Annotated in this window: 12 protein-coding genes; 9 read left to right on the top strand and 3 right to left on the bottom strand. The window is 63.5% G+C overall.

Annotated features, from left to right (window positions below):
- Window positions 1-64 precede the first annotated feature (64 nt).
- The 7 genes from ptsP to AC07Y9_RS13260 all read left to right on the top strand — a co-directional run bounded on the left by ptsP (window position 65) and on the right by AC07Y9_RS13260 (window position 11,138).
- Window positions 65-2,926, top strand: coding sequence for a phosphoenolpyruvate--protein phosphotransferase (ptsP, locus tag AC07Y9_RS13290; protein ID WP_102678656.1), 2,862 nt, complete (start codon window positions 65-67; stop codon window positions 2,924-2,926).
- A complete protein-coding gene (pfkB, locus tag AC07Y9_RS13285; RefSeq protein WP_102678655.1) occupies window positions 2,926-3,867 on the top strand; it encodes a 1-phosphofructokinase in 942 nt (313 codons plus the stop codon). The genes ptsP and pfkB overlap by 1 nt, the downstream gene beginning before the upstream one ends.
- An 11-nt stretch (window positions 3,868-3,878) precedes the next feature.
- Window positions 3,879-5,621 carry a PTS fructose-like transporter subunit IIB gene (locus tag AC07Y9_RS13280; protein ID WP_102678654.1) on the top strand — a complete coding sequence of 581 codons (1,743 nt, stop codon included), beginning with the start codon at window positions 3,879-3,881 and terminating at the stop codon, window positions 5,619-5,621.
- A 1,083-nt stretch (window positions 5,622-6,704) separates the two neighbouring features.
- Entirely contained in the window at window positions 6,705-7,076 is a 372-nt protein-coding gene (locus AC07Y9_RS13275) for a DUF6124 family protein (protein WP_102678653.1), read from the top strand.
- Window positions 7,077-7,391: 315 nt separating this feature from the next.
- Window positions 7,392-8,663 carry a PAAR domain-containing protein gene (locus AC07Y9_RS13270; RefSeq protein ID WP_102678652.1) on the top strand — a complete coding sequence of 424 codons (1,272 nt, stop codon included), beginning with the start codon at window positions 7,392-7,394 and terminating at the stop codon, window positions 8,661-8,663.
- Window positions 8,644-9,222, top strand: coding sequence for a hypothetical protein (locus AC07Y9_RS13265; RefSeq protein ID WP_146021748.1), 579 nt, complete (start codon window positions 8,644-8,646; stop codon window positions 9,220-9,222). Before AC07Y9_RS13270 ends, AC07Y9_RS13265 begins: the two co-directional genes overlap by 20 nt.
- Window positions 9,223-9,596: 374 nt before the next feature.
- Window positions 9,597-11,138: an alkaline phosphatase D family protein gene (locus AC07Y9_RS13260; RefSeq protein ID WP_102678650.1), complete on the top strand. Its 1,542-nt coding sequence runs from the start codon at window positions 9,597-9,599 to the stop codon at window positions 11,136-11,138.
- 101 nt (window positions 11,139-11,239) lie between these two features.
- Here the strand turns inward: AC07Y9_RS13260 and AC07Y9_RS13255 are convergent, their stop codons facing one another.
- Entirely contained in the window at window positions 11,240-13,768 is a 2,529-nt protein-coding gene (locus tag AC07Y9_RS13255; RefSeq protein WP_102678649.1) for a PepSY domain-containing protein, read from the bottom strand.
- Between the two features lie 394 nt (window positions 13,769-14,162).
- Window positions 14,163-16,436 carry a TonB-dependent receptor gene (locus tag AC07Y9_RS13250; RefSeq protein ID WP_102678648.1) on the bottom strand — a complete coding sequence of 758 codons (2,274 nt, stop codon included), beginning with the start codon at window positions 16,434-16,436 and terminating at the stop codon, window positions 14,163-14,165.
- Between the two features lie 208 nt (window positions 16,437-16,644).
- Between AC07Y9_RS13250 and AC07Y9_RS13245 the strand changes: the two genes are divergently transcribed.
- Both AC07Y9_RS13245 and AC07Y9_RS13240 read left to right on the top strand, forming a co-directional pair.
- Window positions 16,645-17,325, top strand: coding sequence for a Fe2+-dependent dioxygenase (locus AC07Y9_RS13245; protein WP_009042146.1), 681 nt, complete (start codon window positions 16,645-16,647; stop codon window positions 17,323-17,325).
- 3 nt (window positions 17,326-17,328) lie between these two features.
- Window positions 17,329-18,111 carry a tetratricopeptide repeat protein gene (locus AC07Y9_RS13240; protein ID WP_102678647.1) on the top strand — a complete coding sequence of 261 codons (783 nt, stop codon included), beginning with the start codon at window positions 17,329-17,331 and terminating at the stop codon, window positions 18,109-18,111.
- Between the two features lie 167 nt (window positions 18,112-18,278).
- Here the strand turns inward: AC07Y9_RS13240 and AC07Y9_RS13235 are convergent, their stop codons facing one another.
- Complete coding sequence (locus tag AC07Y9_RS13235) at window positions 18,279-19,442, bottom strand: type III PLP-dependent enzyme (protein WP_007923836.1); 1,164 nt, start codon at window positions 19,440-19,442, stop codon at window positions 18,279-18,281.
- Window positions 19,443-19,640: the final 198 nt, after the last annotated feature.

Here is a 19,640-nt window from a genome sequence, read left to right as displayed (position 1 = left end):
TAACGCCGCCTGACTGATTCACTCAAAACAATACCTAGCGCCCCAGCGCTAAATAGGAGAAAGCATGCTCGAGCTCACTATTGAGCAGATATCCATGGGCCAGTCGGCCGTGGATAAGTCCGCCGCACTGCACCTGCTCGCCGACAAACTGGTGGCCGACGGCCTGGTCGCCGAAGGTTACCTGGCTGGCCTGCAGGCCCGTGAAGCCCAGGGCTCGACCTTTCTCGGTCAAGGTATTGCCATTCCCCACGGCACCCCGGAAACCCGCGACCAGGTGTTCGCCACTGGCGTGCGCCTGCTGCAATTTCCCGAGGGCGTGGACTGGGGCGATGGCCAGATCGTCTATCTGGCGATCGGCATCGCCGCCAAATCCGACGAACACCTGCGCCTGCTGCAACTCTTGACCCGCGCCCTCGGCGAAACCGACCTGGGCCAGGCCCTGCGTCGCGCCAGCTCGCCCGAAGCCCTGCTGAAACTGCTGCAAGGCGCGCCACAGGAGTTGGCGCTGGATGCGCAGATGATCGGCCTGGGCGTGGCCGCCGAAGATTTCGAAGAACTGGTATGGCGCGGCGCCCGTCTGCTGCGCCAGGCCGATTGCGTCAGCAACGGTTTTGCCGCGGTGCTGCAACAGGTCGAGGCGCTGCCCCTGGGCGATGGCCTGTGGTGGCTGCACAGCGAGCAGACCGTCAAGCGCCCGGGCCTGGCCTTCGTCACCCCGGACAAACCGATTCGTTACCTCGGCCAACCCCTGGCCGGGCTGTTCTGCCTGGCCAGCCTGGGCGAGGCCCACCAGGCCCTGCTCGAGCGCCTGTGCGCGCTGCTGATCGAAGGCCGTGGCCATGAACTGGGCCGGGCCACCAGCAGCCGTGCGGTGCTGGAAGTACTGGGTGGCGAACTGCCGGCCGACTGGCCGAGCGCGCGCATCGTGCTGGCCAACGCCCACGGCTTGCATGCGCGCCCGGCGAAGATCCTGGCGCAGCTGGCGAAAAGCTTCGAGGGCGAGGTTCGTGTGCGCATCGTCGACACACCGGGCTCCGCCGTCTCGGTGAAGAGCCTGAGCAAGCTGCTGAGCCTCGGCGCCCGCCGTGGCCAGACCCTGGAGCTGATCGCCGAACCGAACATCGCCGCCGACGCCCTGCCAGCCTTGCTGGCGGCCATCGCCGAAGGGCTGGGGGAAGAAGTCGAGCCGGTGGCGCAAGCCAGTGCGCCCCAGGAAGTGCCGGAAGAAATCGAGGTGCCCATCAGCGCGCCGGCTTCCGGCAGCCTGGTCCAGGCCATCCCGGCGGCGCCCGGCATCGCCATCGGCCCGGCGCATATCCAGGTGATCCAGCCATTCGACTACCCGTTGCGCGGCGAATCCACCGCCAGCGAGCGCGAGCGCCTGCAACAGGCCCTGGCCGAGGTCCGTCATGACATCGACGGCCTGATCCAGCGCAGCAAGGCCAAGGCGATTCGCGAGATTTTCGTGACCCACCAGGAAATGCTCGACGACCCGGAACTGACCGACGAAGTCGACACCCGCCTCAAGCAGGGCGAAAGCGCCGCAGCGGCCTGGATGACGGTGATCGAAGCCGCCGCCCGGCAACAGGAAGCCTTGCACGATGCGCTGCTGGCCGAACGTGCCGCCGACCTGCGGGATATCGGCCGCCGGGTGCTGGCCCAGCTGTGCGGCGTGCAGACCCCGGTCGAGCCGGATGAAGCCTACATCCTAGTGATGGATGAGGTTGGCCCGTCGGACGTGGCGCGCCTCGATCCGGCGCGGGTGGCCGGCATTCTTACCGCCCGTGGCGGCGCCACCGCCCACAGCGCGATCGTCGCCCGCGCCCTGGGGATTCCGGCGCTGGTCGGTGCCGGTGCCGGCGTACTGCTGCTCAAACCGGGCACGCCGCTGCTGCTCGATGGCCAGCGCGGTCGTCTGCATGTGGACGCCGATGCCGGCACCCTGCAACGGGCCACCGAAGAGCGTGATACCCGCGAGCAACGGCTCAAGGCCGCCGCCGAACAGCGCCATCAACTGGCGCACACCACCGACGGCCATCACGTCGAGGTCTTCGCCAATATCGGTGAAAGCGCGGGCGTGACCAGTGCCGTGGAAAACGGCGCCGAAGGCATTGGCCTGCTGCGCACCGAGCTGATTTTCATGGCCCACCCGCAAGCGCCGGACGAAGCCACCCAGGAAGCCGAATACCGCCGCGTGCTCGATGGCCTGGCCGGGCGGCCGCTGGTGGTGCGCACCCTGGATGTCGGCGGCGACAAACCGCTGCCGTACTGGCCGATCGCCAAGGAAGAAAACCCCTTCCTCGGCGTGCGCGGCATCCGCCTGACCCTGCAACGCCCGCAGATCATGGAAGCCCAGCTGCGTGCGCTGCTGCGTTCGGCGGACAACCGCCCGCTGCGGATCATGTTCCCCATGGTCGGCAGCGTCGACGAATGGCGCGCCGCCCGCGACATGACCGAGCGCCTGCGCCTGGAGATCCCGGTGGCCGACCTGCAACTGGGGATCATGATCGAAGTGCCGTCCGCCGCCTTGCTGGCGCCGGTGCTGGCCAAGGAAGTGGACTTCTTCAGCGTCGGCACCAACGACCTGACCCAATACACCCTGGCCATCGACCGTGGCCACCCGACCCTGTCGGCCCAGGCCGATGGCCTGCACCCGGCGGTGCTGCAACTGATCGACATCACCGTGCGCGCGGCCCATGCCCACGGCAAGTGGGTCGGCGTGTGCGGCGAGCTGGCGGCCGATCCGCTGGCGGTGCCGGTGCTGGTCGGCCTGGGTGTGGACGAACTGAGCGTCTCCGGACGCAGCATCGCCGAGGTCAAGGCACGCATTCGCGAACTCAGCCTGACCCAGGCGCAAACCCTTGCTGAACAGGCCCTGGCCGTCGGCAGCGCGAACGATGTGCGCGCCCTTGTGGAGGCCATGTAATGGCAAAGATTCTTACCCTGACCCTGAACCCGGCGCTGGACCTCACCGTCCAGCTGACGCGCCTGGAACCGGGGCAGGTCAACCGCAGCGAAGCCATGCACACCCACGCCGCCGGCAAGGGCGTGAACGTGGCCCAGGTGCTGGCTGACCTTGGTCATCAACTGACTGTCAGCGGCTTTCTTGGTGCAGACAATCCCCAGGCCTTCGAGGCGTTGTTCGCCCGGCGCGGTTTTGTCGACGCCTTTATTCGCGTGCCCGGGGAAACCCGCAGCAACATCAAGCTGGCCGAACAGGATGGGCGCATCACTGACCTCAACGGCCCCGGCCCGGAGGTTGACGAAGCGGCGCAGCAGGCGCTGCTCGAACGCCTGGAACAGATCGCCCCGGGGCATGACGCGGTGGTGGTGGCCGGCAGCCTGCCGCGTGGCGTCAGCCCGCAATGGCTGCACGCCTTGCTGACCCGTCTCAAGGCACTGGGGTTGAAAGTGGCGCTGGACACCAGCGGCGAAGCCCTGCGCGCCGGCCTGGCCGCCGGACCCTGGCTGGTCAAGCCGAACACCGAGGAACTGGCCGAGGCCCTGGGCAGCCCGCTGCTGTCGCTGGCGACCCAGGCCGCAGCCGCCAGGCGCCTGCACGCCCAGGGCGTCGAGCATGTGGTGATTTCCCATGGCGCCGAAGGCGTGAACTGGTTCAGTGCCGCGCCGGCCCTGCAGGCGTTACCGCCGAAGGTCAGCGTGGCCAGCACCGTCGGCGCTGGCGACTCGTTGCTGGCCGGCATGCTCCACGGCCTGCTCAGCGCCCACGCTTTTGAACAGACCCTGCGCACCGCCACGGCCATCGCCGCCATGGCCGTGACCCAGATTGGTTTCGGCATCACCGATGCCGCGCAGTTGGCACAGCTTGAACAGGGGGTGCGCGTTCATCCCCTCATAGAACAATAAGAGGGTTGCTCATGAAGTTAGCCATTGTTACCGCCTGCCCGAACGGCATGGTCACCAGTGTGCTGTGCGCCCGGTTGCTGGACGCCGCGGCCCAGCGCCAGGGCTGGAGCACCAGCGTCGAAGTGCATGACGAGGCGCACCTGGAGCGGCAATTGTCGGCCGCCACCCTCGAAGCGGCCGAGTGGGTGCTGGTGGTCAGCACCGGGCCTTTGGATATGTCGCGCTTTGTCGGCAAGCGGGTGTTCCAGAGCTCGCCCTCCGTGGCCCTGCAGGACGTCGACGGAGTGCTGCGCCGTGGCGCCGAGGAGGCCCAGGTGTATGCCGCGGCCGAAGCCGTGGCCGAGCCGGCGCCGGCCAGCAAGAATGCGCCACGGCTGGTGGCGGTCACCGCTTGCCCGACCGGCGTGGCCCACACCTTTATGGCGGCCGAGGCCTTGCAGCAGACCGCCAAGCGCTTGGGGTACGAGCTGCAAGTGGAAACCCAGGGCTCGGTGGGCGCACGCAACCCGTTGAGCGCCGAGGCCATCGCCGCGGCGGATGTGGTGCTGCTGGCCGCGGACATCGAAGTGCCCACCGAGCGCTTCGCCGGCAAGAAGATCTACCGCTGCGGCACCGGCATCGCCCTCAAGCAATCCGAGGCGACCCTGAACAAGGCCCTGGCCGAAGGCCAGGTGGAGTCGGCCGCGGCGGGTGCTGGCGCGGCCCCGGCCAAGCAAGAGAAAACCGGGGTCTACAAGCACCTGCTGACCGGTGTGTCGTTCATGCTGCCGATGGTGGTGGCGGGGGGCTTGATGATCGCCCTGTCCTTCGTCTTCGGCATCACCGCGTTCAAGGAGGAGGGGACCCTGGCCGCGGCGTTGATGCAGATCGGCGGCGACACCGCGTTCAAGCTGATGGTGCCGCTGCTGGCCGGTTACATCGCCTATTCCATCGCCGACCGCCCGGGCCTGGCGCCGGGGATGATCGGCGGCATGCTCGCCAGCACCTTGGGCGCGGGCTTTATCGGCGGGATCATTGCCGGTTTCATCGCCGGCTATGCAGCCAAGGCCATCAGTAAATACGCGCGCTTGCCCCAGAGCCTGGAGGCCTTGAAGCCGATCCTGATCATCCCGTTGCTGGCCAGCCTGTTCACCGGCCTGGTGATGATCTACGTGGTGGGCAAGCCGGTGGCGGGAATGCTCGCCGGCCTGACCCACTTCCTCGACAGCATGGGTACCACCAACGCGATCCTGCTGGGGGTGTTGCTCGGCGGCATGATGTGCGTCGACCTTGGCGGGCCGATCAACAAGGCGGCCTATGCCTTCTCCGTGGGGCTGCTGGCGTCGCAGAGTTATGCACCGATGGCGGCGACCATGGCCGCCGGCATGGTGCCGCCGATTGGCCTCGGCATCGCGACCTTTATCGCCCGGCGCAAGTTTGCCCAGAGCGAGCGGGAAGCCGGCAAGGCGGCGCTGGTGCTGGGGCTGTGCTTTATCTCCGAAGGGGCGATTCCGTTCGCCGCCAAGGACCCGTTGCGGGTGATCCCGGCGAGCATCGCCGGCGGCGCGCTGACCGGGGCGCTGTCGATGTATTTCGGCTGCAAGCTGATGGCGCCCCATGGTGGGTTGTTTGTGATGTTGATTCCGAATGCGATCAACCATGCGTTGTTGTATTTGCTGGCGATTGTGGCGGGGAGTTTGTTGACGGCGGTGGTGTATGCGCTGGTGAAGCGGCCGGAGGCGACTGAGCTGGCGCTGGAGCCGGTCAAGGCCTGAGTGCCTCAGGCGGGCTTGCCTCGTTTCCGTAGGAGCGAGGCTTGCCCGCGATGGCGTCCGTGCTGGCGCTGCATTTTTTGGACGGTGTACATATCCATTCCTGCGGTAACGGCGGCTTATGGTTTCGGACTCACATTTGGTCAGCTTCCGTAGGAGCGAGGCTTGCCTGCGATGGCGTTCGCGCTGGCGCTGCATTTTTTGGACGGGGTACATATCCGTTTCTGCGGTCACGGCTGCTGGCGGTTTCGCCCTTACGGCGACTCACTTTTTTCAGACGCCAAAAAAGTAAGCAAAAACGCTTGCCCCTGCGTACGGCCTTCGCTGCGCTCAGGTTCCCTCGCTCCGGCGTCCATCAGGGGGCATCGACTCCGGTCGGCTGCGCTTCGACCTCCATACGATGTCCTCGACTACGTCGAGGGGCGCTGCGCGCCATCCCCCTGATGAACGCCTCCACTCGGCCTCCCGATGGGGCGGGTGGATCAAGAGCAGAATCAAAAGCCAAAGCCAAAGCAAAAGCGATGTTGCGGTTCGATGGTGGTCGGGTGGTCGACGTTAAACCCTGTAGCCGCTGCCGAGCTTGCGAGGCTGCGATCGACTGCGCAGCAGGCGCAGGATCTTGAGCCCGCTGGAGGACCTTCGGTCCTATCGCAGCCTGCGGCAGCGGCTACAGGGGGCGCGGTTATATCGGAGCCTTTTGTAGGTGCGAGCTTGCTCGCGATCAGGTCCCGCGGCTGACAGGTTTGTCGTGTAAGACGCTGTCTGAAAGTGAGGCACTTCGCTTTCCTTTGTAAGGCTTTTCCGAGAAACTCCGGGCCGCTTGCGTCTGGGAAGGGCACTGTCTAGCCTCGGGTTTGTCACTGGTTTTTCAGTGGCCGGGTTTAGCAGCTCGGTAAGTCTCAGGCGTATAAGACACCATGTCTTCCCGGTCGGATTTTATTCTGGCTGGTCTGTTATGGCGGCTGTACGTGGGGCACCTTCGGGTGCGCCGGGTTCCTGAGCCCTGGTCTGCTAACCCGCGTCCAGCTGCCACCCTCAATCGTTTAGCAGCGACGGGTGAAAGCTCCATTGCTCGGGAGTTACACCATGAAAAAACTCGTCCCCGATCCACCCGTTTCCCTGCTGTTCTCACGCCGCAATCCAGACCACGACCAGGCCAATGAGCAGGTCCGTCAGGCGTTGGCCAACCATCCTGTGGAAGGCTCGTTGCTCGCAGCCTTGAAACCCACCGCGGCGGGGCCTGCGGGTAACGATTCGCTCTTCACCGTCCGTCCCGGCATCAGCGCCGAAGAGGCGTTGCTTCACGTTTCTATGCTGCTCAAATCCGCCGAGGAGGTTTCCGACGAAATCACCGAACACGCCAGCGGTATCGAGCGTGGCCTGATCTGGTCGTTGGTGCATTCCGTGGAGATGGCGCGCGGAGTGGTGGACGCCTTGCTCGACGGTAATCGCCTCTGATCGACAACTGGCCGCTGACCGCGTCGCCCAGGGCGAACGGGTTCACTGCCGAATAGGCAGCTGCGATAAACGCATTGAAGGTATGGCCCAACTCGCTTTAACGACTGGCGTTAATGGTCGGTAGAGTGGGAGCTCGCCTTGATCCCGGTCGGGGCGTTTTTTTGTCTGTAGACCCGTAAGAGGCGAGCTACCAAAACAGCCACGTCATCAAAGTTCAGAATCGTCTTACAGCCTTGCCTTTCGCCACTTGCTAGGTTCGGGGAGTTGCAAAGAATCAGAGCCTCCCTCACGGATCAGTTAACGCAAGGATGATAAATGCTCCCCTCTGCTCGCCTGGGCGACAAACACGTCTGCCCACTTCGAGGTCATGGCACCACCTCGGTTACCTCCGCTTCCGGTGACATAAACATCAACTTCATGGGGGCCGTCCGAGTCGGTGACATCTGCGGTTGTGGTGCGGTTATTACCACGGGGTTTCCCTCGATCATCTTGAACGGGCGCCCAGTGGCTCACCTGGGCAGCCCTACCAGTCACGGCGGAACGATCATCTCGGGCAGCCCCGATACCTTCGGCGGTTTCCAGTTCGGTGGTGCAGCAACCCAGGCTATCGTTGACTTCGCCAAGCTCGGTGCCGTGCGCCCGGACGGCTCAGTGAACGATCAACTGATGTCTGAGCTGTTGGCCGATCCACAACTGGAGCAGCGCGCCTTGCTCTCGGGCGCTCTGGTGCAACCTGGCAGTTCGTCCTTAACAACCCCGAAGGAGCCGTTGACTCCCGAGCTAATCGCAGTCGCCGGCAGCCAGCACGACACAAGCTCGGGCAACCAAATGATGTTCATCGGCCAGGCTGTGCGCGAACTGGCCGAATTCAAGCGCAGCAAGCCCGCCCTGGCGCGGACGCTGGTAGTGTTCACCCCGTCATACAGCGAAGCAATGCTCAGTGCGGCACGTGAATCCGCTGATGCCTATGATGCTGGCTTTATTGGCGTGGCCAACGTCCAGGAGCTGATCGACTACCTGAACCAAGGCAAGGACCGCAAGCAATCCCCCATCGAATACCTATCGCTATTCAGCCACGGAGTTCCGCATCGGATCGCCTTTGGCTATCAGCTTGCCGGGGACTTCCAAATGTCCTTGGATGTACTGAGCTACGATAAAATTTTACCTTCGGCGTTTACCAGTTCGGCGCAGATCGACAGTTACGCCTGTAGGACCGGCATGGGTAATCGCTCGGACTTCCCCGTCGAAGACGGCATTCAGTTCTTTCCGCAGACGAATGAGAGCCTGGCGCAGTTGCTGGCCAATCACCTGCAGATCAAGGTGCACGCCTTTATTCGACGCTCGGACTACAAGAACACCTGGGGTTCGTTCGAGGAGCGCCGCATGGGCGATCTTTGCGGAATCAGTGGCAACGCAGCACCTGGGAAAGAATGGTGCAGGAAGTGGGAAACACTGGAAAAGGAGCGAAAGAATAGCCATCGTTTACTCGAATTCACTTACCAGACCATGGGCGCTATCAATCCCGTGATTTCTGGTGATACACCCCTTGGCGTACCGGGAGGCCACTTTGAGTTTTTACCGAAGTAAAGGCTTCTGGATAGCCTTTAGCATTTTTTCTCCTTTGTTGCTGATTGCGGCCAACTACGGATTCAAAGTAATGACGAGCGTATACAAGACGGACTTGGGCAACGGCGTGGTGATCTACGCCGACGACTATGTGAAGACTGGTCGCTGGGTGTTTGACTGCCAGTATTCTCGGTTGATCAGTCGAGAACCGCTGCCTGTACCGATAGCAGAACTAGAACGAACTGGAAAACTCATCATTGGCAAAATGTATGAGTTGAATGAGACCGATAAGGGACTCGCAAAAAACGCCATTAGAGCAATTACGGCGATACCTAACTGGTACAAGAGTCTGCATTATCGCTACTCCTTTCTAGGTGAAAGCAGTGATCTGAATAGCCATACTTTTGACTTGGTAGCATCGCAGAATGGTCGGAAATGGGCCCTGGAAGTCTGGCAGGAGATCGGCTACGACGGAGAGTCGAGCTTTGAAATAACCGCCGAACCTTACGATCTAGAAACCTACGTGGACTACGCAAAGGCGCTCCAGGCCGCCGCCAAGAGCTGTCCTGCTCCACAGTAAATGGCGGGCCTGATCCTTTCCGTCCTTGAATCACCCTGAATGAGCACACGCTGACAGCTGCGGCGGGCAGGTAGCATTCGATTACGAGCCGCTCGCCACAGATGATCGAGCCTGAACGAATGTCTGCACTCGCGGAACAGGCGTTCACTGCCGTATAGGCAGCTCAGAAAATCCAGTTTTTGAGGTTGTTCGCCGCTTCGTCGTTCACTGCCGTACAGGCAGCCCCAACGCCTATCCCCCAGCATCCGCCAGTGCCGGGAATAACACCGCGTCCCGTTTTTGCAGCCATGTCATTTGCCAGCCCCGTCCCTTGTCATATCCCCTTCATCGCCGCCTACTAAGGTTGCCTTTTGACAGGTGGTCAGGGAGCAACCATGAGCGATTTCACTCTCGGTCGGCGGCGTTTGATTCAGGTGGCGGGGGCGGGGTTGTTGCTGCCGGGGCTGGCGCCGGCGGTGATCGCTTCGCCCAAGGACCGGCCGAAGATGGTCGATGGCGTGCAGTCCGGCGACTTGCTCGGCGACCGGGCGATGGTCTGGAGCCGTACCGACCGGCCGGCGCGGATGGTGGTGGAGTGGGATACCCGCAGCCGGTTCAGCAACCCGCGCAAGTTTGTCTCACCCCTGGTCGATGCCCGCACCGACTTCACCGCGCGGGTCGAGTTGGGCGGGCTGCCCACCGATCAGGCGATTTTTTATCGGGTGTATTTCGAGGACGCGCAGACCGGCGTGCGCAGCAAGCCCTGGTTCGGCCATCTGCGCAGCGTGCCGCAGACTCGCCGCGATATCCGTTTTGTGTGGAGCGGCGATACCGTCGGCCAGGGTTTTGGCATCAACCCGGACATTGGCGGCATGCGCATATACGAGGCCATGCGCCGGCGTCTGCCGGACTTTTTTATCCACAGCGGCGACACCATTTACGCCGACGGCCCGGTGCCGGCGCAGTTGACCACCGAGAACGGCCGGGTGTGGCGCAATATCACCACCGAGGCCAAGAGCAAGGTCGCCGAAACCCTCGACGAATACCGCGGCAACTACCGCTACAACCTGCTGGACGAGAACGTGCGGCGCTTCAACGCCGAGGTGCCGCAGATCTGGCAGTGGGACGACCATGAGGTGGTCAACAACTGGTCGCCGAGCAAGGTGCTGGATGAGCGCTACACCAACAAAGATATCCACACCCTGGTGGGGCGCGCGCGGCAGGCTTGGCTGGAGTACGCGCCGATGCGCTTGCAGAGCGCCAACCAGGGCGGGCGGATCTATCGCAAGCTGAGCTACGGGCCGCTGCTGGATGTGTTCGTGCTGGACATGCGCAGCTATCGCGGAGGCAACGACGACAACCTTGGCGCGGCCAAGCCGTTTCTTGGCCGTGAGCAGCTGGACTGGCTCAAGCAGGGGCTCAAGCACTCCAAGGCGCAGTGGAAGGTGGTGGCGGCCGACATGCCCATCGGCCTTGGCGTGCCGGACGGCGAGGTCAGCCCCGGTGTGCCGCGCTGGGAGGCGATCGCCAATGGCGACCCGGGCCCGGCCCAGGGCCGCGAGCTGGAGATCGCCGAGTTGCTGGCGTCCCTGCGCAAGCACAAGGTGCGCAACCATGTGTGGCTGACGGCGGATGTGCATTACTGCGCGGCGCACCATTACCACCCGGACCGCGCGGCGTTCCAGGATTTCGAACCGTTCTGGGAATTCGTCGCCGGGCCTTTGAATGCCGGCAGTTTCGGGCCCAACGTGCTGGACCAGACCTTCGGCCCGGAGGTGGTGTTCCAGAAGGCGCCGCCGGCGCAGAACACCTCGCCGTTCGCCGGGTTCCAGTTCTTCGGCGAAGTGCAGATCGAAGGGCAGAGCGGGGAGTTGAAGGTGATCCTGCGGGACCTGGACGGGGTGGCGGTGTTCGAGCGCAAGTTGCAGCCGGTGTAGTCATGTAGGAGCGAGGCTTGCCCGCGATGGCGGTATCAAGGCCGCTACCGGCCTTTGGCCTATCGCGAGCAAGCTTCGCTCCTACAGAAGCGTGGAGTGGGTCAGTAGACGTCGCGGCGATAGCGGCCTTGCTCGATCAGCTGTTCGACCACCTCGGCCCCCAGCACTTCGTTGAGCACCTGATCCACGCCCGAGGCCATGCCTTGCAGGCTGCCGCAGATGTAGATCGAGGCGCCGTCGGCCAGCCATTGCTTGAGGCGTTCGGCCTGTTGGTACAGGCGATCCTGGACGTAGATTTTCTCGGCCTGGTCGCGGGAGAACGCCAGGTCCAGGCGGCGCAGATCGCCGGCGGTCAGCCATTCCTGCAACTCGTCCTTGCAATAGAAGTCATGCTCGGCGTTGCGCTCGCCGAAGATCAGCCAGTTGTCTTGCTGGCCGTCGGCGATGCGCGCCTTGAGCAGGCTGCGCAAGCCGGCCAGGCCCGTGCCGTTGCCCAGAAGGATCAGCGGGCAAGGCTCGGCCGGCAGATGGAAGCCGCTGTTGCGCCGCACCCGCAGGCTGATGGCCGAACCCACCGGCGCATGCTCGGTGAGCCAGCCGGAGCCGATGCCCAGGCTGCCGTCGGGGTGGCGTTCCTGGCGCACCAGCAACTCCAGCTGGCCATCGCTGGCAATCGAGGCGATGGAGTATTCGCGCATGGCCAGCGGCACCAGGGCATCCACCAGCGCCTGGGCATGCAGGCCCACCAGGTGGGCACGGTTTTCCGGGAGCTGGCGGCTGGCCAGGGCCTGGGTCAGGGTTTCCGTCAGGCCGTCGAGCTGCACCGTGGCGCTGCCGTCCAGGCCGAGGCCGTCGAGGAAGAACTCGATGGCCCACGCGCAATTGCGCGGCAGCACTTCTACCAGGTCGCCGGCCAGCCAGCTGTTTGGCTGCGGTGGGGTGAGGCCCAGCAGGTAGACGCCCGAACCGCTGCTGTCCGGGTTTAACAGCTCGCGTTGGTTCAGGGTCCAGTTGTCGTAGGCGGGCGCCTGCCACAGGTCCACCGGCGCCTGGCCGATCAACTGGCCCAGTTGCTGCTGCCAGTGGCGCAGGGCGTAGCTGTCGCCGCTGTCGACTTCCACCGGGGCGAACAGGGTGTTGCCGCCATGTTCGGCCAGCCAGCCATGCAGGCGCTTGGCAAAACCGCAGAAGTGCGGGTATTGCCGGTCGCCCAGGCCCAGTACGGCGTACTTGAGGTTGTCCAGGGACAGGGCGCGGCCCAATACCTTGCGCTCGAAGCCCCGGGCGCTGTCCGGCGCTTCGCCGTCGCCGAAAGTGCTGACCACGAACAATGCGTTCTGGGTATTGAGCAGGTCCTGCTCGCTGACGCTGGCCAGCGGCTGGACCTTGGTCGGTACGCCGGCGGCCTGCAGTTGCCCGGCGGTCTGCCAGGCCAGTTGTTCGGCGAAACCGCTCTGGCTGGCGAAGCCGATCAGCCAGGCCGAGGCATCGCCGGTGTCGGCGCTCAGGCCCTGGCGCGCGTCCTTGATCTGGCGTTTCTTGCGCCGGCGATCCAGGTACAGCAGCCAGCCGGTGATAAAGAACAGCGGCATGGTCAGCGAAGCAATGGTCACCAGGATCCGCCCGACAATGCCGAAGTAGCTGCCCACGTGCAGGGCATAAATGCTGGTCAGCAACTGCGCCTTGAGGCTCTTGTCGCTGTAGCGGTCATGGCGGCTGGCTACGCCGCTGTTGGGGTCGATGGTGATCTGGTTCAGCGCCCGGTCATGAGGCGAACTCTTCAGCAGATAGAACACGGTCGCCGGCTGGCCGGCCACCGCCGGCATGCGGATGTTGTAGGAGCTCAGGTCCTTGCCGGCGGTGCTGTAGATGCCCAGCCACATGGCGTTGTAGTCGGCGGTCGGCGCCGGGCCCTGGGGCGGCGCGCCTCGGCCGCCCTTCATGCGTTGGCTCTGTGGCGAGTCGGCCAGCAGCTTGTTCAGGCCCTTGTTGTACCACTCGTAGGACCAGGACAAGCCAGTCAGCGCCGCCAGTAGATAGAACAGCAGGCACCAGGTCCCGGCCACGGCGTGCAGGTCCCAGTTGAAGCCGCGGCCTTTTTTCGCCCAGTCCAGGGTCAGCCAGGCGCGCCAGCTCGCCACCTGGCGCGGCCAGCGCAGGTAGAGGCCGGACAGGCAGAAGAAAATCAGGATCAGGGTGCAGGCGCCGGTGATCTGCCGGCCGCTGTCGCCCATGGCCAGGAAACGGTGCAGTTGCAGCATCAGGCCGAAGAAGTCCTGGCCCAGGGCGGCGCCCATGAATTCGCCGGTGTAGGGGTCGAAATAACGCATTTCGCCACGGCGCTGGCCCGGTGGCGGGGTGAACCACACGCGTGCGGCGTTGCCGCTGTCGGCCTCTACCGTGAGCATCGACACGGTCTTGCCCGAGGCCGCCTGGATTTTTTCCACCAGCTCGGCGGGCGGCAGGACCCCGGCCGGCTGCTTTTCCACCTGCAGTGTGGAGGGGTTGAGGGCACGCAGGATTTCATCCTGGAACGACACGGTCGCTCCGGTAATGCCCATCAAGGCCAGGACCAGGCCGGCGCTGATGCCGAAAAACCAGTGCAACTGGAACAGGGTTTTCTTCAACACATCGACCGCCTCGTTGGTTCTTAAGTCTGTGCCACGGCGCGCATTATGCCGTGAGTTGTCGAGAAACATTCTTTCTTACGCACAAAAGCCCCACTTGCCGAAACAGGTGGGGCTCATGCGTTTGTAGCCGCTGCCGAAGGCTGCGATAGGACCGCAGGTCCTCCAGCGATCTTGAGATCCTGCGCTCCCCTGCGGCAGCGGCTACAGGTCCACCGTGTAGCCGCTGCCGAGCCCTGGCGAGGCTGCGATCGGCTTGGGCGGCATTCCGACGCAGCAGTCGCCAAACCCGACGCCCGTACAGGTCAGGCATACCGCAGCGCCAGCTTTGCGGGGCTTCGCCCCGATCGCAGCCTGCGGCAGCGGCTACAGGTGAAACCCGCCGCGTTCCACCTCGTCAGAAGTGGAAGTTGGTGGTGAACAAGGCGGTACGGCCGGCTGCCTGGTTGGCAAAGTGCGCCGAGTAGGCTTTGTCGTAGTAGGTCTTGTCGGTCAGGTTCTGCACGTTCAACTGCAGGTCGACGTTCTTGCTCAGCTTGTAGCTGGCCATGGCGTCGTAGCGGGTGTAGGACGGCACATACACGGTGTTGCCGGCATCGCCATACACCTCGTCGACATAGAACGCACCGCCGCCTACGGTCAGCTTCGGTAGCACTTCATAAGTGGTCCACAGGCTGAAGCTGTTTTTCGGCGTGTTCGGCATTTCATTGCCTTTGTTCGAACCGGCGCTGACGACCCCGTTACGCCCGTTGAGGCCGGCGTCCACCAGCTCGCTTTTCAGGTAGCTGTAGCCGGCGAAGACTTGCCACTTGTCGGTGATCTTGCCGCTGGCCGACAGCTCCAGGCCGTCGACGCGGGACTCACCGGCGTTCTGGTAGGTCAGGGCGTCCACCAGGATGCGGGTGTTTTTCTTCTCGGTACGGAACACCGCGGCGGTCAGGGACAGGCGATCGTTGAACACGTCCCACTTGGTGCCCAGCTCGTAGTTGACGGTTTCTTCCGGTTGCAGATCGCTGACGCTGGCGCCGGCAGTTGGCGGGTTGGGATCTGCGCCCTCACCGACCATGCCACCCGGTGGTGTGGCCGATGTCGCGTAGGAGGCGTAGACGCTGCCGTTGTCCGTCGGTTTCCACACCAGGCCGGCCTGCCAGTTCCAGAACTGGCTGTCGTCCTTGATCTTGGTGCGCCCAGTGGCGGTGTCGGTATTGGCTACGGTGTCGAAGGTGTCGTAGCGCAGGCCGACATTGAGCAGCCATTGCGGATCGAGTTCGATGGTGTCGAACACATAGGCCGCGCGGCTGGTGGCTTTGGTGTTGGTGCCGTAGTAGTTGCGGCTGATGTCGCCGGTCCAGGCATCGTCCGGGTTCGGATTGCTCAGCGAGGTGCAGCTGGGGATGCTGCCCGGATTACAGACCTTGGCGGTGTTGCCGGCGATGTTGTAGCTGCTGACGCGAGTCTCTTCGCCAGTGAACTCAAGGCCCGTGGAGTAGTTGTGCTTGAAGCCCAAGGCCTGGAATTCGCCGAACAGGTCGGTCTGGTTGGTGGTGGTTTCGGTGGTGGACACCCGCGAGTTGGCGCGACGCCACACGGTGCCGTACTTGTTGACGTTGAACTTGCTGTCGTCCGGCTGGGTGAGGATGTAGTCCTGGCCGGTGTTGCCATGACGCAGGGTGTTTTTCAGCGTCATGTTGTCGTTCAGGTCGTGCTCGATGGAGACGGTGCTGATGTCCGCGCGTGTCTTGCGGAAGTCCCGATCCTTCAAGCCATAGAAGTTGTCGCTGTCGCCGCCGTCGGTGGGTTTGTCGTGCTTGTGGGCGGTGGCGCTGGCCGAGCTGTAGCCGTAGGGAATGCCCGAATCCGGCAGGTCGTCGCTTTCCATGTGGTAGTAGCTGAAGTTGACCCGGGTCGGGGTGCCCAGGCCGAAGGTCAGGGACGGTGCCACGCCCCAGCGGTCGTAGTTGACGGCGTCGCGACCGGCCACGTTCTGCTCGTGGCTCATCAGGTTCAGGCGGAAGGCGGCGCTGTCGAGGAACTGGCGGTTGACGTCCAGCACATAACGGCGGGTCTGGTCGGAACCGTAGGTGAAGCCGCCGTTGAGGAAGTCTTGCTGCTTGGGCGTCTTACTCACCAGGTTGAGGCTGCCGCCGGCCGAGCCGCGACCGCCGAAGGAGGAGTTGGGCCCCTTGCTGACTTCGATCGATTCGATGTCGAAGATCTCGCGGCTCTGGCCGCCGGTATCGCGCACGCCATCGAGGTAGGTGTCGCCCTGGGCATCGAAGCCACGGATGAACGGACGGTCGCCTTGCGGGTTGCCGCCTTCGCCGGCGCCGAAAGTAATGCCCGGCACGGTGCGCAGCGCATCCTGCAGCGAGGTGGCGGCGGTGTCCTTGAGCACTTGTTGAGGCACCACGGTGACCGAGCGCGGCGTGTTGACCAGCGGCGCGGTGTACTTTTGCGACGAGGCTTTTTCGACCTGGTAGGACGTCTGGTCCTGAGCTTCACCGGTGATGCTGGTGGCGTCCAGGGAAATGGCATTGCCGGCGGCTTTCTTCTCGGTGTTTTCCGCGGCAAAAGCCATATGGGCTGCGGAGCCGGCGGTGATCGCCACGCCAATCGCAGACGCCAGCAGGCGTGGTGAACCGAGCGGTAATTGTGGTGGTTGGCGCGACATGGTGATTCCCCTCCCCAAGGATTTGAGGCGGCGGAATATAAGGCGAACAAGTCTATGTATCAATTGCGAAATATTGCTATTCGCACGGAATTTACATTCTTTACAATTTCGCTTTACGGTTTTTACGTTTTCATTCGTCTGCGCATTTTACATTTGCAATAAGAATAAATATCATTTGCACCTCCCCTTTGCTTTCAGGTATTGCCTCATGCTCCTGCATATTCCCGGCCTGTTCTCCCGTGAAGAAGTGCTGCGTATCCGTGAGGCCCTGGAGCAGGCGGACTGGGCCGACGGCAAGATCACTGCCGGTTACCAGTCGGCCAAGGCCAAGCACAACCTGCAACTGCCCGAAGGCCATCCGCTGGCCCAGGAGATTGGCGCGGCGATGCTCGAGCGCCTGTGGCAGCACCCGCGCTTCATGTCGGCGGCGCTGCCGCACAAGGTTTTCCCGCCGCTGCTCAACTGCTACACCGCCGGTGGCAGTTTCGACTTTCATATCGACAACGCCGTGCGCCAGCCCAAGGGCAGCGTCGAGCGGGTGCGGACCGACCTGTCGTCGACCCTGTTTTTCAGCGACCCGGAGGACTACGACGGCGGCGAGCTGGAAATCCAGGACACCTTCGGCACCCAGCGGGTGAAGCTGCCGGCCGGCGACATGGTGCTGTACCCGGGCACCAGCCTGCACAAGGTCAACGCGGTCACCCGCGGCACCCGTTACGCGTCGTTCTTCTGGACCCAGAGCCTGGTGCGCGAAGACAGCCAGCGCGCCCTGCTGTTCGAGATGGACGAGGCGATCCAGCAACTGACCCGCGACATGCCGGAGCATCCGTCGTTGATCCGCCTGACCGGCACCTACCACAACCTGTTGCGTCGCTGGGTCGAGGTGTAAGCCGTGAGTTTCCAGTTACGCCGCGAGGAAGTCCTCGACGGCGAGCAACTGCGCGCCATGCTCGAACAGAGCCCGGCCCGGGCCGCCCAGGCGATCCTGCTGGCGGCCGGGCAGGACGTGCCGGATGCCCAGGCGCTGCTCGGGCAGATCCTGCTCGATGGCCTGGGCATCGAGCGCGACCAGGCGCTGGCGCTGCGCTGGTTTGCGATCGCCGCCAAGGGCGGGCAGCTGATGGCGCGCAACATGCTGGGGCGTTGCCACGAGCATGGCTGGGGCTGCGAGGCCGATGCCCAGGTCGCCGCCGGGCATTATCGCCAGGCCGCCGAAGCCGGGCTGGACTGGGCGCTGTACAACTACGCCAACCTGCTGGCCACCGGTCGCGGGGTCGCTGAAAACCAGGCCCTGGCCTTGAGCTGCTACCAGCGGGCGGCCGCCATGGGCCACGCCAAATCCATGAACCTGTTGGGCCGTTATCTGGAGGAGGGGCATCACTGCCCCAGGGATGTCGCGGCGGCCTGTGACTGGTATCGCCGTTCCGCCGAGGGCGGGGATTTTCGTGGGCAGTTCAGCCACGCCGCGGTGCTGGCCGATGCCGGGCGTATCGACGAGGCGCTGGGCTGGCTGGACCAGGCGTTGGCTGGCGGCAACCTGAATTTCCTGCGGGTCGCCCGCGGCGCCTTGTTGCAGGCTGCCCATCCAGAGATTCGTGGCCTGGCCCTGGCGTATCACCAGCGCGCGGCGCAGTTGGGGGATGAAACCGATCGCGAGGCATTAGCCCGGCTGTAGCTTCTGTAGGAGCGAGGCTTGCCCGCGAAGGCGGCATCAAGGCCACCACCGGCCTTCGGCCTATCGCGAGCAAGCTTCGCTCCTACAGAAGCATTTTTTCAGCGTTTATCGCGCAGGCATAAAAAAGCCCATGACCAGTCATGGGCTTTTTCGTTGCGGCGTATCGCTTACACGTAGAAGGATTTCAGGGGCGGGAAGCCGTTGAATTCCACAGCGCTGTAGCTGGTGGTGTAGGCACCGGTGGACAGCCAGTACAGGCGGTCGCCGATGGCCAGGTTCAGCGGCAGGCCGTACTTGTAGTTCTCGTACATGATGTCGGCGCTGTCGCAGGTCGGGCCGGCGATTACCACTTCTTCCGTCTCGCCTTTCTTCTCGGTCCAGATCGGGAACTTGATGGCTTCGTCCATGGTTTCGATCAGGCCGGAGAACTTGCCCACGTCGGTGTAGATCCAGCGTTCCACGGCGGTCCGGGATTTACGCGCCACCAGCACCACTTCGCTGACCAGGATGCCGGCGTTGGCGATCAGCGAGCGGCCAGGCTCGAGGATGATTTCCGGCAGCTCGTCGCCGAAGTCTTCCTTGAGGAAGCGGATGATTTCCTCGGCGTAGGTTTCCAGGCTATTGGTCCGGGTGATGTAGTTGGCCGGGAAGCCGCCACCCATGTTGATCAGCTTGAGGTGGATGCCGTCTTCTTCCTTCAGGCGTTCGAAGATCACCTTGACCTTGGCGATCGCTGCGTCCCAGACGCTGATGTCGCGCTGTTGCGAACCCACGTGGAACGACACGCCGTAAGGCACCAGGCCCAGGTCGCGGGCGAGGATCAGCAGGTCCATGGCCATGTCGGTCTGGCAGCCGAACTTGCGCGACAGCGGCCAGTCAGCGGTGGTCGAGCCTTCGGTGAGGATGCGCACATAGACTTTCGAGCCCGGCGCGGCCTTGGCGATGTTGCGCAGGTCGGCTTCGGAGTCGGTGGCATACAGACGCACGCCCTTCTCGTAGAAGTAGCGGATGTCCTTGGATTTCTTGATGGTGTTGCCGTAGCTGATCTGGTCCGGGCTGACGCCGCGGCCCAGCACCTTGTCCAGCTCGTAGATCGAGGCGATGTCGAAGTTCGAACCTTTTTCCCGCAGCAGGTCGATGATTTCGACGGCCGGGTTGGCCTTTACCGCGTAGTAGACCTTGGCGAACTCGAAACCGGCACGCAGGTCATCGTAGGCCTGGGCGATCATCTGGGTGTCGATCACCACGAACGGGGTTTCTTGCTTGTCGGCGAACGCCTTCATTTTCTGAAAGGTTTCGCGCGCGAAATAGTCTTCGACCTGAATCGACATACCTGGGAGCTCCTAATGGCAAACGGGTAAAAACAATGGGTGCAAATGAACGTCCTCCGTATCCCCACTTTGGTTCGCCTACTTCCCAAGGCATTGCCGCCGAAAGCAAAAAGGCCACCCAGATCGTTTGAGAGCTACTGCGTGCTGTGCGCCTTCGGCGCTACGCGAGCAATACTGCGTTGGGAAGAGGCTCGGAAT

This window comes from Pseudomonas sp. GW456-L12 (assembly GCF_059424045.1).
The sequence above is the reverse complement of the archived record's forward strand: the minus strand, read 5'-3'. Positions and strand labels throughout refer to the sequence as shown.

Bases quoted from the DNA above. Each gene is read 5' to 3' on its own strand.
- ptsP (WP_102678656.1), top strand. From the start codon at position 65: ATGCTCGAGCTCACTATTGAGCAGATATCCATGGGCCAGTCGGCCGTG.
- pfkB (WP_102678655.1), top strand. From the start codon at position 2,926: ATGGCAAAGATTCTTACCCTGACCCTGAACCCGGCGCTGGACCTCACC.
- AC07Y9_RS13280 (WP_102678654.1), top strand. From the start codon at position 3,879: ATGAAGTTAGCCATTGTTACCGCCTGCCCGAACGGCATGGTCACCAGT.
- AC07Y9_RS13275 (WP_102678653.1), top strand. From the start codon at position 6,705: ATGAAAAAACTCGTCCCCGATCCACCCGTTTCCCTGCTGTTCTCACGC.
- AC07Y9_RS13270 (WP_102678652.1), top strand. From the start codon at position 7,392: ATGCTCCCCTCTGCTCGCCTGGGCGACAAACACGTCTGCCCACTTCGA.
- AC07Y9_RS13260 (WP_102678650.1), top strand. From the start codon at position 9,597: ATGAGCGATTTCACTCTCGGTCGGCGGCGTTTGATTCAGGTGGCGGGG.
- AC07Y9_RS13250 (WP_102678648.1), bottom strand. From the start codon at position 16,436: ATGTCGCGCCAACCACCACAATTACCGCTCGGTTCACCACGCCTGCTG.
- AC07Y9_RS13245 (WP_009042146.1), top strand. From the start codon at position 16,645: ATGCTCCTGCATATTCCCGGCCTGTTCTCCCGTGAAGAAGTGCTGCGT.
- AC07Y9_RS13235 (WP_007923836.1), bottom strand. From the start codon at position 19,442: ATGTCGATTCAGGTCGAAGACTATTTCGCGCGCGAAACCTTTCAGAAA.